Consider the following 16,967-nt stretch of genomic DNA (forward strand, 5'->3'; position numbering starts at 1 on the left):
TGGAGTTACAGTTTATTTTGAGATACTGGCATTTTCGATAATGACGTCATAAGTGTAGCCGGCTCCAAAATCCTTGTTCAAAGATACTGTGCCCTCCACGGTAACCACATCGCCAACCTTTGCCGTTGAGCTAGAGGTCACCGTGAGATCAAATTCACCATTGTGATCTGTACCGTCCTGAATATGCAGCCAGTTGACATTCATAATGGCCGGGTTGTATTTGGTAACCTGTCCCCTTAGCCTGACCACCTTATTATTATAGGTATCCCTGTTTTTAAATAATTCGGAAATCCTGATGGTATTCTCTGTAACCGGTACATTGACCTCTTTTTTATCAATAACCGGCTTGGTTGCCTGGCCGGCTGTAGATTGCTGATCGCCCCGCATAGTTGCCGAATGCGGATTTGTTCTTATAGGGGAGGTCACCCCCTCCTCGGTAGTACTTATCCTTTCAATGAAATAAATGGTCTCAAAGGATCGGTTCAACTCTTTACTCTCAAAATTCTTCATCTCCATGGATGTGCTGTAAAAATAAGTACCGCCCTTCTCAACATTGGTAAGGGGAACCGCCAACCACAGGTCCTGATCATTTTCCAACATGCGGACATAGGTATAGTCCTTAACGTGAAGCACCTCCTGAACCACACCTTTATGGATTTCAGGCTTTGTCGACACTTTTGTAGTTTCTTTTCCCTCTTTACACGAGAATAAAAGTACGAGTACGATTATTGAATTTAAAGCTATTTTCATTCTGTTTTCTTATTTAAATTGACTTTAAAGATAAAACAAAAATAGCCATAATATAGCTTAGAATAGCTGACAAATGTCATCTACAGTTATGGTGTATTGTAGTAATTTTGATACTGAATCAATACAAATGCATAAGACTCATCATGAAAAAATTATTAAAAATCATATACTCTCCCAGAACCACTTTAGGGCTTTTGGTCATTTTTGCACTGGCATTGGCCGTTGCCACTTTTATAGAAAACTCCTATGATACTGCAACCGCCAAATTGTTGATCTATAATGCCAAATGGTTTGAAGTACTGATGCTTTTAATGATCTTTAATTTTATTGGCAGTGTACAGCGCTACCAGCTGCTTACGTGGAAACGATTTTCCGGGTTTCTGTTCCATACGGCCTTTATCATTATCATCATTGGTGCAGGCGTAACCCGATACATCGGTTTTGAAGGCATGATGCATATTCGTGAAGGGGCCTCCTCCAATTTCATTTACAGCAACCTGAACTACTTAAATGTCAGGGCATCGGATGGTTCTAAGAACTACTACTTTGATAAGGAAATGAACCTGAGTATGATCGGCGACAACACCTTTCAAATTAAGGTGGAAACCGAAGAAAAAGGCACTGTTTCGATTCGTTACAAAGACCTGATCAGAAACGCGAAGGAATCTTATGTTGAATCGGAAAAAGGTTTTGCAATGCTTGAACTTACATTACGTGTCGATGGGCATCAGGACGACATTACCTTAAAACACGGAGCTGTGGAGTTTGTTCACAATTTTCCGGTCTCCTTTAACAATGCCTCAAGACCAGATGGTTTGATGATCACTGGGACGCCCGATGAATTACGTGTAAGTTTTGCCGGCGATATCAAAACATCGCGCATGCCCGATATGGAGGCAGGGCTGATCCCAAAAGACAGCCTGGGCGAATTTACTAAAATGACCTTATACGAGCCATTAGGTACCGGAATGGCGGTTGTGCTGAACAAGGTATTCCGGAATACGGCTATAGCCTATGTGGAAGCCGACGATGATGAAAGACGACCCAGCGCCTTGATCTTAGATGTTAGCCTTAATGGAAAAACACAGGAGGTGACCGTACTCGGTGGTTCCGGCTATATGGAAAATTATGTGGAGGTGCCTTTGGACGACCTGAGCCTGAAACTGGCTTATGGTGCGAAAAAAATCACCTTACCATTTGCATTGCAACTCAGGAAATTTGAATTGGAACGCTATGCCGGCTCGATGAGTCCGTCCTCCTATGCGAGTGAAGTAACCCTCATCGACCAAAATAAAGGCATTACCAGGGACCATCGCATTTTCATGAACAATGTTCTGGACTATGAGGGCTATCGTTTTTTCCAGTCCTCCTACGATCAGGATGAAAAAGGAACAGTACTTTCCGTGAACCATGATTACTGGGGCACCATGATCACCTATTTAGGCTATGCCTTAATGATCATTGGTTTTATATGGACCCTGTTTAACAGGAATTCAAGATACTGGAGTTTGATGGGCATGATAAGGCAAGCCCGGGCGCGCAGAAAAGCACTGCTCATTAATGGACTGTTTTTAGTGTTCTCCGGGGCATTATTTTCACAACAGGCACACCAGGATCATCAACATGATGCCAGCCCCTATTCAGTAACCGAGGCCCATGCCGATCAATTCGGGGAACTTGTGGTCCAGAATTTTGAAGGTCGATTCGAACCTGTGCACACACTGGCTATTGATGTCATGCACAAGATCTCAAGAAAGGATGTATTCGATATCCCGGAGCGGGGTAAACTGAGTTTAATACAGGTCTTTCTGGACATGCCACTCAACCCGGAATTCTGGAAGACACAGGACATTATTTACGTCAGGGAACAAGCCGTTTCCGATATTATTGGTATTAAAGGCAAACATGCTTCGTTTAATGATTTTTTTAATGACAATGGCGCCTATAAGCTGGCCGATTTTGCCGAAACCGCTTTCAGAAAGGCCGATGCCGAACGCAATAAATTTGATAAGGAACTGATTAAACTGAATGAACGGCTGGAGGTCTTTATGATGACCACCCAGGGTAATATGCTGGATATTTTTCCGGTACAAAATTCAAAGAACAACAAATGGGTCAGCTGGGAAGACCCCTCAGCACAAAGACCACTAACAGGATCAATTCGCATCATTAATGATGATCTGCAACTACCGCAATTCAATTATGCCGGTATCATGAGGACCTATTTCCTGGAACTCATTGAGGCCACTAAAACTGCCGATTATACGCGCGCCGATAAAATTCTTGGCTATATCAAAAGCATCCAGAGGCAGAATTCCACCGCCAATGTGATTCCGTCCGAAGCTAAAATAAAGAAGGAAATCAGCTATAATAAATCCAACATCTTTAAAAATCTAAAGAATGTCTATGGTTTATTGAGTGTCGTTTTGCTCCTGCTCACCTTTATCGATAACCTTAGGACAAAAAGCAACAAGGTTCTGAGCACTGTGCTTTACATTGCGATAGGAATACTTGCGCTTGCATTCTTATATCATACTTACGGCATGGGGATGCGCTGGTATCTCTCCGGTCACGCCCCCTGGAGCAATGGGTATGAAGCCCTGATCCTGGTGTCCTGGTCCAGTTTGCTTGCAGGCTTCTGTTTCATGCGGTATTCAAAAATCACTTTGGCGGCAACCGCTCTTCTTGCCTTCTTTACCTTGATGACGGCAGGACACAGCAATTACGACCCACAACTCACCAATTTACAACCAGTACTCAAATCCTACTGGCTCATCATTCATGTGGCCACCTTAACCATAAGTTATGGCTTTTTGGGCCTTGGCTTTATACTCGGGCTTTTTAACATGGGGCTTTATCTCACTAAAACCACCAAAAATTGGAATCGGGTGTCACTGATGATAAAGGAATTGACCTATATCAATGAAATGAACTTGACCATTGGCCTGTTACTGGCCACCGTGGGCACCTTCCTTGGAGGGGTTTGGGCCAATGAATCCTGGGGTCGCTATTGGGGATGGGATGCCAAGGAAACCTGGGCACTGGTCATTACCATTGTGTATACCATCATCCTTCATATGCGACTGGCCCCTAAAATAAAAGGCGAGTACATTTTTAATGTTGCGGCTGTATTTGGTTTTGGCTCTGTATTGATGACCTTTTTTGGGGTGAACTACTATTTTACCAAAGGCATGCACTCCTATGCCAGCGGCGAAACACCTGTATTTCCCATCTGGGCATGGATTACCATTTTAACCATCATTGTTTTTATTACCGCAGCAGGACTAAAAGAATGGTATTACAGAAAACAGTATCCGGAATAATTTTTAAGTTTTATATATATATGGTGTTGAACCTTGCTCAGAATGGGCAAGGTTTTTCATTTTGTATTCAGGTCCAAGCATCTTATTTCTGATTCTATATATCCATTTAAATTGAATGCACATGAATTCCAAATTAAAGCTTGTTTAATTATTCGCAGGGTCACCGAAGTATTTATGCATTGTGATGATACAGAATTATGGTAAATAAAAAGCCCGCTTTTGCAGGATCTTTAAATTTTAGTGTACAGGATGAATTTAGATCAATGCCATTATCCTTTTTACCAACAGGTCTTACCATTACCACAATGACCGGCAGAACCTTCAGAAGAATAGGTGATCTCATTTACCATAGTTCCACCATTGCTATACCAGGTCGGCCTGAAGTAAGTGGCCCCATCGACATGCAAATCACTGCCATAGGTGCCCTGTAACTTATCTGTTTTAGGAGGTGTTGCCCCGGCATCATTATTATGGCACCAGAAGCATTGCACCTGGGTCCATTCTGTAGTGGGCGATTGAAAATTCTGACTGTTCGAATAATGAGCTCCGCGATTTGGCGCATGCGAGCCCGTATCGGGAAATTCGGCATTGCTTGTAATCAGGTTGTTATGATCGGTATCGTTCATAATGTATGGACTGAGGACAACAGATTCCATTTCTGAAGGCCCCTCATGACACCAGATACCGGTACCATCATTGGGTCCGACCCCACAGGAAACATCCGTACCACTGTTCCAGGCCGGAATCGTGGCATAGGTTGGGGTTTGGGAGCCAGTGGTTCCACTCCAGGTGTAAGTGCCATCAGTTCCACGATAAGCTGAACGGCCATTACTGTGACAATATACAGTGCTGCAGGTTTTTGTAGCCGTGCCGCTCCAGGTCGGGGTATTGGCATCCTGACCACTACGTGTGGCCAAACCATTAGGATCAAAGACAATATTTATGGTTCCATTTGGATGGGTTCCCCCTTCGTTGGCTCCTCCACTGCCATGCCCGAAATGACAGGTAGCACAGGCGAATCCATAGTCATCTTTATGTCTTACATGAACAGCCGAGGTAAATGTGGGTGCATTGGTTTCATGACATGAGGTACAGCCTCCGCCCGATGGCGAGAAGTTGGAGCTGTGCGGATGACAAGTGGTACAGTTTTGACCGGGTATCCCCGCACCCTGGCTGGTATGATTCTGATCGCTGGCTGTTCCGGTGTTATTGAAATGCGTGGTCGTGGTATGACATACCTCGCAAACACCGTCAAAGGTGCCATCGCCGTCAGCAAATGAATTGGTACTTGTTTCTGCCGTAAAAATGACCGCCTTATCCCCACTATTTGGCGTTGTTATGGTATTACGCACCATGTAAATATTGCCTTTGTTGGTGTTATGCGGTTGATGACAATCCAGGCAATCCATACTGTTATGGGTACCATAATTATGACAGTCAGTACATAAAGAAGCATCGTTGGTGGCCCGTAACAGGTTACCATTGGCCGCCAATCCCAAAGCCCCTGAGACATCGTGTACCCCATGACAGCTGGAGCACTCCACATTACCACTTACTAATTGTGTGTTGGTTGGTGCCGCATTGAATCGTGAGTCCGCTCCATCGTAGGTGACGCCCACGGGATGAGACCCTTTATTGGTAGAGGGGGAATCATTGTATATCCCGACATTTCTCGCAGAGTGGCAGTCCTTACACATGGCATCGCCCACATTACTGGTTCTCAAATGCGGTGAGGCTGCTGAAGTATTGTGTTGGTCATGACAGGTCGAACAAATAATCTGACCTGAAATAACCCTCAGGGCCATTTGCGAATTACTTGGCACATTGGTTTCCTTTGAGGCATTGACCGCATCGACATTCCATGCATGGGAATCGCCGGTAGCAGGAAAGGTATTGATATTGTCCGCCGCTGTAAATGGTTTGGCACTGGCCGCACCGGTCGAGGTATGACAGCTTTGACATAAATTATCATTTCCTGCAATACTGGTCAAATTCATGCCTGGAGCACTATGGGTAATATGGCATGAGTTACAGTTATAATAGGTATGATTTGTTGCAATAGAGATAACCACTGTCTTTGAACCTGCTGCACTGGTACCACAAGTGTTTGTAGCTGTAACCGTGATATCGGCACCTGCCTGTGCAGGCCCCGTATCCACAGTGATCTGGCTTGTTCCCTGTCCGGCCGTAATCGTAAACCCGGAAGGCACCACCCATGAGAATGATGTGGCTCCACTGGAAGAGGCCGTATACTTAAAACCGGTGCTGTTCTGAGGGACCGTGGCGTTACCAGAAATACTCGGTGTCGGCGGAATATCATTAACATCAATGACTATCGAATACCCGATACTGGAGTAGCCGGTAGTTGAATTCTTTACCTTCAAGGTCCCATAATATTTGGCTTTCGGCGCTGTTGCCGGAACAGTAATAGGTATTGGACTTGCCGGTAAAGTGGCATCAACTACATTTGTAAAACCTGCGGCCAATGCCGAACTGGTAAAGGTAATACTATACAGATCAGGTTCATCGGTCGTCGCCGTATAAGGTAAATTGGCCGTTGTCGTTCCTTTACATATTTGTGGAATGGGCTCAAGCGTAATCGTTGGCGGACTTGCAGCTGTTGTAGACGTGACGGCAAGTGTCGAAGCTGCACTGGTACCACAAACATTAGAGGCTGTGACCGTGATATTCCCATTTTCCCCATCGGCTCCTGAAGTGACTGAAATGGATGTCGACCCTTGTCCTGAGTTGATCGTCCATCCCGTTGGTACTGTCCAGGTATAGCTGGTTGCATAGGTAACAGCCGTAATACTATACGTATAACCTGATGTATTGGGCGTCGTATCCGGCTGCCCTGAGATTGCTCCAGGTGTATCTGGTACTGGTGTCACCAATACTCTTACCGTGTTTGAAGCTTGATCCTGTGTGGCGTTGGTCTGCCCACAGCCATTATCTGAAGCATACCCCACACAGAAATAATAACGATTACCAGCTGCAGCACTTGAATTATCGGGCGTATAGGTGTCGGAAGTGGCACCGGACAATAGGGTTGCAGAACCGATGTTATTCGTGTTGCTGGTATTATAATACCACTGGTATTGAATGGTGGGTGTACCCGACCCTCCCGAAGTACTTACGGTGGCTGTTAATGTAGTAGCTGGGTCGTCTACACACAGATCCTGAAAAGCGGTAGGAGCAACAGCTGTTGATATTGGACAATCAATAGCTTCGGAAGTTACGGCCAACGTTGTGGTCGGGCTATTGCCACAACTATTTCCCGCATAAACCGTGATATCACCATTTTGACCCGCAGTTCCGGAAGTCACCGATATCGAGTTGGTATTCTGCCCTGAATTAATGGTCCATCCCGCAGGGACATTCCAGGTATAAAAAGTTGCATTGGGTACTTCGGTAACACTGTAAACCAATCCGCTTGTATTTTCCGGTACAGCTGTTGCACCAGTTATAGCCCCGGGCTGTGAAGGTGCAGGAGGATTCACAGTGATCTGAACGGCATTGGAAGCCAGGGTTTGGTCGGCATTGGTTTGTCCGCAACCATTGTCTGTGGCATAACCCACACAAAAATACCAGCGATCACCGAGGGTTGAAGCATCGGTTGGCGACGTGTACGTAGACGCAGTTGCCCCGGATATTAGCGTTGCCGTTCCTACAGTATTGCTGTTACTAGTATTGTAGTACCATTGGTATAAAAGCGTTGGTGAACCTGAACCACCCGAAGTCGTTACGTTGGCTGTTAATTGACTTGCGGCATCATCCTGACATAGGGTCTGGGCCCCAGATGGACTTACCGAGGTGGATTGGGGACAATTCGATGCCACCGTAATACTCACCGTCAGTGAAGATGCAGGGCTCGTCCCGCAGCTGTTTTCGGCCGTGACTGTGATGTCACCATCCTGACCTTCCGTTCCGGAAGTAACCGATATTGAAGTGGTCCCCTGTCCGGAATCTATGGTCCATCCTGTTGGTACTGTCCAGTTATAGGTGGTCGCATCAGGGACTGTAGAAATGCTGTAATTTAAACCCGATGTGGAAGGATCAACTGTTGATGGCCCGGAAATGGCACCGGGTTGGGATGGTGCAGGAGGATTTACCGTAATCTGCACTGCATTGGATGCCAAAGATTGGTCTGCATTGGTTTGCGAACAATTGTTATCCGTAGCGTAACCCACACAGAAATACCAGCGGTCACCAATTTCTGCAGCGGTCGTCAAGGGTGAATATGTCGCACTGATTGCACCGGCTATATCGGTCGCTCCCGAAACCGTATTGCTGTTCGTTATATTGTAATACCATTGGTACTGAATAGTCGGCGTTCCGGAACCTCCCGAAGTGGTTACATTTGCTGTAAGTGATCCTGAAGCATCCCCCTGGCAAAGGGTTTGTGTTGACGTAGGAGTGACATTGGTAGATGTTGGGCAATTATCGTTGGAAACCGTGTAAGTGAGCCTGACCTGACCGTCAGCTCCTGCGCCACCATTATTTCTTCCTCCTTCTCCACCTCCGGCTCCCCCAGGTGCTGTCCCTTGAGACCCATTAGCATTAGTCCCGCCATTACCTCCATCACCACCATCTGTTGGGGCACTGCCACCGGCTGGTGTCGCTCCATTAGTTCCATCGCTGGCAGTTCCTGCAGACGAACCGCCACCACCACCTGTACTAGCACTATTACCGGAACCTCCTGTACCTCCGGAAAACCTTGTGGCTCCGAAGCCTTGAGATGCCAATCCACCAGTACCTCCAGCGCCGGGACTGTTTCCTGAGGCTGCAATACCTCCGGCCCCGCCTTTTGCCAAAACCGTTGTGGTACTTAAAAACCAGGAATCTCCTCCGGGATTACCATCATTGTTAATCGCTCCACCTAAACCCACAGTAACTGTGTATTGATTTCCAGGAACGACGACTATGACATCCGAACTATAGGCACCACCACCTCCTCCACCTGATCCTAAACTACTTCTATTGCCAGTACCACCAGCACCCCCGGCACCCCAGCATTCCGCAGTCACCGAAGTGACTCCGGCCGGAGCAGTCCAGGTGGTCGAAGCCGTAAAGGTTTCTGTGGTCTGAGCTTTTACAGTTTGAAATGATCCAAATAAAAACAGGAATATTAGAGTGTTAAATAGCAATAGTACGATATGTCGTTTTTTAGTGTTCATGTGTTCAATCTTTTAAGACCAGCTTTTCCTGTTCTGCAAAATTGTCGGCATTGATATATACGATGTAGATACCCTTGTCAAAACTATCGATGTTTACCGGGATATACATGCTACCATCGTATTGGGTGATATTATAAGGGTCAAAGCCCTCTGCATAAATGGTCTGTCCTGACGTGCTGCTAATACGTATATTAATGTTGGACGTAATGGGTGTCAACGGGGTAATTTTAATGGTAAATGCCCCATAGGAGGGGTTGGGATAAATCATGACGACATCGGTCTCGATGTTGCTGCCTACACTTACTACTTTACTCACCTGGAGCGTACCACAATTATCATTTATGGCCGTATAGGTGACCGTATAATTCCCTTTCTTACTATAGGTATGGATGGGGTTCTCCTCGGTTGAAGTGGTTTTATCTCCAAATTCCCAATAATGCGCATCGGCTTCAGTGGCGTTGCTGACAAACTGCACTTCAAACCGATTGACATCATAGTAAAAGTCAGAATTTACAAATGAATGTAAGGTTACATTAACATAATCGGTAGCTGTACAGCCCTCAGCATTACTCACCTTAACGCTATAAGTTCCTTCGGAGGTAACTTCAAGTGTTCTGCCGGTGCTTCCATCGTTCCACAGGTAACTATCGAATAGTCCGGCATCCAGGGTATAGGTCGAGCCTCCTTCACAAATAGCAATATCAGGCCCTAAATCAAGTGCAGGCTCCGGTGCTTCCAATACCTCAACTGAACCTGAAAATGTCCCCGGATTATTTAAACCATCGGTCAGCGCACTCAACTCATAGGTCCCGGGATCTGATGCTATGAGCGAATAAGGACTTTCATCGGTTAAGATCTCACCGGCCGGAGCACCGTCGATAGTATATGTGAAGGTCCAGGGTGCCGTACCGGTGAAGGAAATCGGAATTATTGCCGTATCCCCAGCGCAGATGGTTACGGCGCTTATATCAATTGATGCCGAAGCAGACTCTGTTGTATTGTCAAACACTATGTCGGGAAATCCTGTACTCATATGACTCGAACAATAGCTATCACTTATCGCTACGACCTCATAGGTGCCTTCCATTGATGCCGACAAAAGATAGGGATTCTGGTCGGTTGTGATGGAGACCGGGTTTTTGTCATCAATTTCATAGGTAAAGGTCCAGGGTCCTGTCCCGGTAAAGGCGATGGTCAACTCGGTCGACTCCCCTTCACGAATAAGGATCCTGTCATTGCCATTGGTGATTTCTGCAGTAGGCAATGGATTTACAACGACCTCTACAAGGCCATTTAGTACCGAACCACTGCAACCATCATCATTGACGGCGATTATTTCATATAATCCGGACATTTCGGGAATAAGGGAATAGGTATATTCTGTAGTAACTACCTCAATTGGAGCTTGGTTGTCAATAGTATACGTAAATTTAAACGGAGGGGTTCCGGTTAATGTAATAGCAATACCCGAACCATCATTAACGCACGCATCAAAGTTGGAATTACTTGCTGTAACTGTGGGCGCATTTGCCTGGGTTACCATAGCTCCTCCGGTAAAGCAATCGGCAGAGGCTGCGCTGCCATCGGTTAAGGCAGTAATTTCATACCAGCCAGGTACAGCTGTCAGCATATACGGATTTTCACTCGTCGTGATCTGAGAGGGGTTGTCTCCATCTATGGTATACGTAAAAGTCCATGGCGCCGTACCTGTAAAGTGAACTTCCAATTCAGCTGAACCCGAACAGGTGGTGATATCGGCTGATGTAATTTGTGCAGATGGTGTAGGTACGGTAATTTCGAATACATCAAGACTGGCCTTATCCATGGATGACACGATTAATTTATGGTCCGAAGTAAACAGAATATCTATCGGCAGATCAAACTCCCCGGAACCGTATCCCCATTGGCCGATATTTGTTAAAAAATTTCCATTAGCATCATACACACTGATACGTGCCAGATAAGGATCTACAGCGTAAATGTTTCCACATGGCCCCACAGTAATGCCTTGAATTCTGTGATTCTGCCCCTCTAATCGACCAAAGCAGCCAAACCTATTGATAAGGGTTCCTGTTAAATCAAATGCATAAATTGAGGTATTAGGACCATAGTTTCGTACCGCCCATCCTCCATTTTGATTACAATACGTATCTGTTTCGGGCCCTATACCGCCATGTTCTGAAACGACTAACTGATTATTTTTCGCGTCGAAGGCAATACCTGTGGGAAAGGTAAAATTTGGATCGGAATATTGGAGTACCATGTTCCCGTTTACATCCAATCCCAATACTTCTTTAGCTTCACTGTCTGTTACATACAGTATATTTTTAAATCCAAAGGTCAAGGCATTAGGTAATAAGGTTCCACTATAGAACAGCGATTTACTGCCATCATCATTCATGCTGTATATATTGCCCGAGCCTTTATCACCAACATAAATCTGTCCTCTTTTATTTACGGCAATAGAAACCGGAGTAATATCGGTGGTAATTTTTTTCTTATAAACACCCTGGCCATCATATACCACAATGCTTTTATTATCGACATCGATAACATATATATGATCATTAGAATCGATAGCCATTCTACCGGGAGCATCGAATCCGTAACTAATCAATTGTGAAGGGGTGTAATCACTTTCACTATTCTGAGCGTACAAAGAGAACACACAGATCATTAAAAGATTACAAAAAATAATATGTTTTAGAGAAGAAGGCATTTATCAAACTTGCAACCCTAAATTTAAACTTTGTTTCCTCTAAATAATATGACAAAAGTCAGCAAATCCAGTACTGTTGCATGTTTATAACCGGAATAAATAAGCTTATGACGAATTTCGAGGTAAATCCCATACTGAACCCATCAAATAGCATCATTAATGGTAATAGAAGTGTGCACATGGTCCAGAAGTTTTATCACTAAATTACTTAAACTGCATGGAAAACTCAGATGTGTAAATTCGCCTTAATTTCGTGAGGTGGGTATTGGCAGGAATAAGAGCTATTATAATGGAAAAACAAGGACATCATATTAAAATACAATGCCCTTGTCATCCAATGGTATCAGAAAACGAATTAAACCATTTTCATGAAAATTTACTGCTGTCCGGTGTAATAGTCGAGCAGCTTTAATCGTAACAGATATTCGTACTTCACATTGTTCAAACTCACTTTCGCATCTTCTAGGTTATTTTTACTAATAATGTAGCTCACACTGTTATCAACACCATTGTTAAACCGCACTTCATTAATACGCATCGACCGCTGGTAGGCTTCATTCTGCGATTGAAGGGCCTGATACCTTTCGTATGCCGCGGTCATATCCTTATAGGTCTGCTCAATGGCAGAGCGCAACTGCAACTTAGTCCGATTTAAGTTAACGTCGGCCTCTTCTCGTTTTATCTTTTCCAAGGCTACTCTGTTCCTCGACTCGAATCGATTGAAGATGGGTATATTCACCTGTATGCCCACCGCACTATAGAGGTTGTTCTCGAACTGGTCATTATACGAGATGTCTTCGCCTGCAAAATTCGGTTCTTCCCTCAACACGGGGTAGTCAACACCGCTAAAATTAACATAATCGCCTGTCTCAATGACGCTGGAACCGGTTTCATTAAAGATTTGCGCCAAACTTGAATAATTGGTATTTAAGTTCGCAAAGAATGAGACTTCAGGTACAAAACCGGCACGGGCAACGGCAACACTTTTTTTAGAGGCCTGTAACCTGAGTTCACCGGCCTTTACAATGGCCATGTTTTCAAGGGCACGGGTATACACATGTTCAAGAGAAGCCTCATAATCATCAAATTGATCGGGTATATCTATAGCCACAACCTCCAGTTCGGTCTGAATGTTCAACAGCGTTTTCAATTCGGTTAGCGCATCCTCATAATTGTTCTTGGCAGTGATCAGATTGGCTTCATCCGCTGCTCTTAAGCCCTGAAAATCCCGATATTCCGCCGGGTTAGCCATTTCTTCTTCAAACATGGCATCGAGGCGACGCAACTGATCCTCCGTAGACTGCATTCTATTTTTGGCCATGCGATACAAATCCTGTGTGTTCACCACCTGCAAATAGGCCAGAGTAACATTGAGGATCACATTCAGACGCTGGTCTTCCCGCTCCAGTTCTGCAGCCTTCCAATTGAGTTTCTCCATTTTCCATTGATTCAACAATCTGAACCCATTGAATACAGTGGCATTTAAACTCAGACCTGCATTGGAAAAGGTTAACTTCTCGTCGATATAGCTATTTGTAAACGGATCGATACTACGTCCTGAAGCCTTACCGATATTATAATTACCGTTAATACTGGGCAATAAGGCATTTTTACTTCTATTAAAGCTCACCTTCGCTATTCGGGAATTCAAATCGGCTGACTTTAAATCCAAATTCTGCTTCAGTGCCAGATCGATACATTCCTCCAGATTATAGGTAGGGGTCGACTGTTGTCCGTACGTTTTCGCTGTAAAGAGTACAAATAAAATGATTACTATGTGTCGCATGTCTTTTGTTTTAGTGCTTCAATGGTATCAGTGCATTGGTATTTTGCAAAAATGATTACCTATTCCATCCTTAAGCTGTTTACCGGATTAGACAGTGCAGCTCTTATGGCTTGAAAGCTTAGGGTAAAAAGCGCTACTAACAAGGCCAATAGTCCGACGACGGCAAAGATCCACCAATCCAAGTTTATACGATATGCAAAATCCTGCAGCCATTTGTTCATAAACCACCAGGCTATTGGGGAGGCAATCAAGAAAGCGATGAGCACGAGTTTTACAAAGTCCTTGGAAAGCATTTTCACGATGTTGGTCACCGATGCACCCAGTACTTTACGTACCCCAATCTCTTTTGTTCGCTGCTCGGCTATATATGTCGCCAGACCTAACAAACCGAGACAGGCAATAATGATGGCGAGAATGGCGAATGTCACTGCCACACTCCCTACGCGTTGTTCCTGACGATACATATTATCGAAGGATTCGTCCATAAAAGAATAGTTGAAGGGCATTCCAGGGGCAACTTCCTTATATTTGGCTTCTATGGTATCCACAAGACCCGCCACGTCCGCCGTTTTGAATCTATAGGCTGACACCCAGCTATTATCGGCCAATCGGAAACTCAAGGCGCCCACATTTTCCCTGAGCGACTCGTAATTGAAGTTCTTAACAACGCCGATAATTTTAACGGTATATACATCTCCTCTTGCGTTCGTTTGGTACAGGTTTTTACCTACCGGATCTTTAAGACCTGATAATTGCACAGCCGTTTCATTGAGCACTACAGACATGGAATCCGATCCAAACTCTCTTGAGAAAAAGCGGCCCTCCAGCATCTCCATTTCCATATTGTCGAGATAGTCATAGTCAACCGGCCAGAATTGCATGTTAAAGCCATTCGACTCGGTCATGACAGCTTCGGTTGAAAAGGTTGTATCACTTCTTGAAGAATCTGAAACGGGCAAAAAGCCGGCAAAAGAAGCAGAAACCACATCAGTTAACTGCTCAATCTCATCTCTTAAGGATTTTCGGGTCTCCTGTGGTACTCCCGAGTTATTCACCAACAGCATCTGTTCTTTATTGAATCCTACTTTCGAATTTTGAATATAGTTCAATTGTTTATAGATGACTACCGTGCCAACGATAAGTATGATAGAGGTTGTAAACTGGAATATGACCAGGAAATTTCTAAGGGTATTTTTTTTGTGTCCGGTTCCAAGCTTCCCCTTTAATACGGTTACCGGTTGGAATCTCGACATAAAGAATGCCGGATAGATCCCTGCAAAAGTACCCACCATAAAAGGGAATAGGATTAGGAAAATGATGAATTCTGGTGTTAACAGATTGGACATTTCCATTTCTTTGCCTGACATCCCATTGAACCAGCCCAGGGATAATTTCACAAACAATAAACCTATAATTAAGGCCAGAATGGAAATGAGAATGGATTCGGTTAAGAATTGACCAATTAATGCTTTCTTTCCGGTTCCCAATACTTTTCGAATACCTACCTCTTTGGCGCGACCTGAGGAACGCGCAGTGGTCAGATTCATGAAATTGATGCATGCCAGAATTAATATGAACAGGGCCACAGCAGAGAAAATATACACATATTGTATATTGCTGTTAGCACTTAACTCAGCATACCTTGAAGATTTCAAATGAATATCCTTAACCGGAAACAAGGCATAGGATAAATAATTACCTCCCTTTTCGAAGTCGTCCATACTTTCTATCTGCATGTATTGCTGCGCCTGGGGAACGATATATTTATCGATGACTTCCGGAAAATTGGCATTAAATGCTTTGTAATCTGCGCCGTCTCTCAACCGAACATAGGTGTAAAAGTTATGACTTAGATAGTTTCCATAACCATATTCCACATTGTCCATGGAAAAGAAAAAATCACGTCTGAAGTGCGCATTCTTTGGCATGTCCTCAATAACAGCCGTCACTTCATACAGGGTCCGCGTATTGTCATTGGTTTCCAAGAACTCACCAACAGCCTCCTGTGCACTGCCAAAATAACGGATAGCTGTCGATTCCGTAATGACCACCGTATTCGGTTCATTCAAGGCTGTTTTGGTGTTTCCAGCTATAGCAGGTAAGGTAAATACATCGAATAAGGTAGAATCGGCATGAACAACACTGTTCTCCTCGATATATTCATTTTTGTTCTTAATTAACTTCGATCCGCTTGCTGCGAATACCCTGGCATATTGCTCAACATCAGGATAGTCCCGCTTCAGGGTTTCGCCCATGGGATCGGAACTCAATGCCATTATCAATTCTGTCCCCCCGAAGACAATATCGGAGTGGACTCTGTACAGATTATCAATATGCGCGTTATGCTTGTCATAGCTCAGCTCGTCGGATACAAACATGGCGATTACAATGAAGCAACCGATTCCCAGAGAAAGACCTATAATATTGATTGCGGTAAACCCTTTGTTTTTCAAAAGATTTCTCCATGCTATGCGTATAAAATTTTTGATCATAATTGTTGTTTTTTGATTGCTATTGCTATTTTACACCAGCACATTTTCAGTAACTTTCTGCCCGTCTAGCATGCGTATAATGCGATGACTGTATTTGGCATCGTGCTCACTGTGCGTTACCATGACAATGGTCGTACCGGCATCGTTCAGTTCTGTCAACAGATCCATCACTTCATTGCCATTGCTACTATCGAGATTTCCTGTTGGCTCGTCGGCAAGGATTAACCTGGGGTTATTTACTACGGCTCTTGCCACAGCCACCCGCTGTTGTTGTCCACCTGAGAGTTGTTGTGGGAAGTGCTTTCTTCTGTGCATGATCTGCATTTTTTCTAAAACCTCCTCTACCCTTTTCCTGCGTTCTTCCGGTTTAACCCCTGTATAAATGAGAGGTAACTCAACATTTTCATATACAGTCAGTTCATCGATAAGGTTAAAACTTTGGAATACAAACCCGATATTATGCTTTCTTAAATTGGCGCGTTTGCGTTCATTAAAGTCCGTGACTTCAATTCCGTTAAATTCAAAGCTTCCTCCATCCGGATCATCAAGGAGTCCGAGAATATTGAGCAAGGTTGACTTCCCGCAGCCTGAAGGTCCCATAATGGCTACAAATTCACCTTCATTAACCGAGAATGACAGTTTGTTTAAGGCTATAGTTCGAACTTCATCTGTACTATAAAATTTTTCTAAGTTGTTAATTGTTATCATTTGATTCAGTGT

At 44.3% G+C, this 16,967-nt stretch carries 7 protein-coding genes; 1 reads left to right on the forward strand and 6 read right to left on the reverse strand.

All coding sequences use genetic code 11. From position 1 onward, the window contains the following. Positions 1-12: 12 nt before the first annotated feature. On the reverse strand, positions 13-750 hold the full coding sequence (locus tag MR041_RS11155) for a hypothetical protein (RefSeq protein WP_242093919.1): 738 nt from the start codon (positions 748-750) through the stop codon (positions 13-15). Positions 751-893: 143 nt separating this feature from the next. Between MR041_RS11155 and MR041_RS11160 the strand changes: the two genes are divergently transcribed. Beyond that, positions 894-4,073 carry a cytochrome c biogenesis protein gene (locus MR041_RS11160; RefSeq protein WP_242093921.1) on the forward strand — a complete coding sequence of 1,060 codons (3,180 nt, stop codon included), beginning with the start codon at positions 894-896 and terminating at the stop codon, positions 4,071-4,073. A gap of 278 nt (positions 4,074-4,351) precedes the next feature. Here MR041_RS11160 and MR041_RS11165 read toward each other — a convergent pair whose 3' ends face one another. From MR041_RS11165 to MR041_RS11185, 5 genes are all read right to left on the reverse strand, one after another. Beyond that, entirely contained in the window at positions 4,352-9,250 is a 4,899-nt protein-coding gene (locus MR041_RS11165; protein ID WP_242093923.1) for a glycine-rich domain-containing protein, read from the reverse strand. A gap of 4 nt (positions 9,251-9,254) precedes the next feature. Further along, entirely contained in the window at positions 9,255-11,918 is a 2,664-nt protein-coding gene (locus MR041_RS11170) for a PKD domain-containing protein (RefSeq protein WP_242093925.1), read from the reverse strand. A gap of 427 nt (positions 11,919-12,345) precedes the next feature. After that, a complete protein-coding gene (locus tag MR041_RS11175; RefSeq protein ID WP_242093927.1) occupies positions 12,346-13,755 on the reverse strand; it encodes a TolC family protein in 1,410 nt (469 codons plus the stop codon). Positions 13,756-13,814: 59 nt separating this feature from the next. Then, the gene (locus tag MR041_RS11180) at positions 13,815-16,247 is read right to left on the reverse strand and encodes an ABC transporter permease (RefSeq protein ID WP_242093929.1); all 2,433 of its coding nucleotides are present in this window, start codon (positions 16,245-16,247) and stop codon (positions 13,815-13,817) included. 30 nt (positions 16,248-16,277) lie between these two features. Beyond that, positions 16,278-16,955: an ABC transporter ATP-binding protein gene (locus tag MR041_RS11185; protein WP_242093931.1), complete on the reverse strand. Its 678-nt coding sequence runs from the start codon at positions 16,953-16,955 to the stop codon at positions 16,278-16,280. Positions 16,956-16,967 lie beyond the last annotated feature (12 nt).

It is taken from the genome of Aestuariivivens sediminicola (genome assembly GCF_022662015.1).
GTDB lineage: Bacteria > Bacteroidota > Bacteroidia > Flavobacteriales > Flavobacteriaceae > Aestuariivivens > Aestuariivivens sediminicola.

Bases quoted from the DNA above. Each gene is read 5' to 3' on its own strand.
- MR041_RS11180 (WP_242093929.1), bottom strand. From the start codon at position 16,247: ATGATCAAAAATTTTATACGCATAGCATGGAGAAATCTTTTGAAAAAC.
- MR041_RS11185 (WP_242093931.1), bottom strand. From the start codon at position 16,955: ATGATAACAATTAACAACTTAGAAAAATTTTATAGTACAGATGAAGTT.
- MR041_RS11160 (WP_242093921.1), top strand. From the start codon at position 894: ATGAAAAAATTATTAAAAATCATATACTCTCCCAGAACCACTTTAGGG.
- MR041_RS11165 (WP_242093923.1), bottom strand. From the start codon at position 9,250: ATGAACACTAAAAAACGACATATCGTACTATTGCTATTTAACACTCTA.
- MR041_RS11155 (WP_242093919.1), bottom strand. From the start codon at position 750: ATGAAAATAGCTTTAAATTCAATAATCGTACTCGTACTTTTATTCTCG.
- MR041_RS11175 (WP_242093927.1), bottom strand. From the start codon at position 13,755: ATGCGACACATAGTAATCATTTTATTTGTACTCTTTACAGCGAAAACG.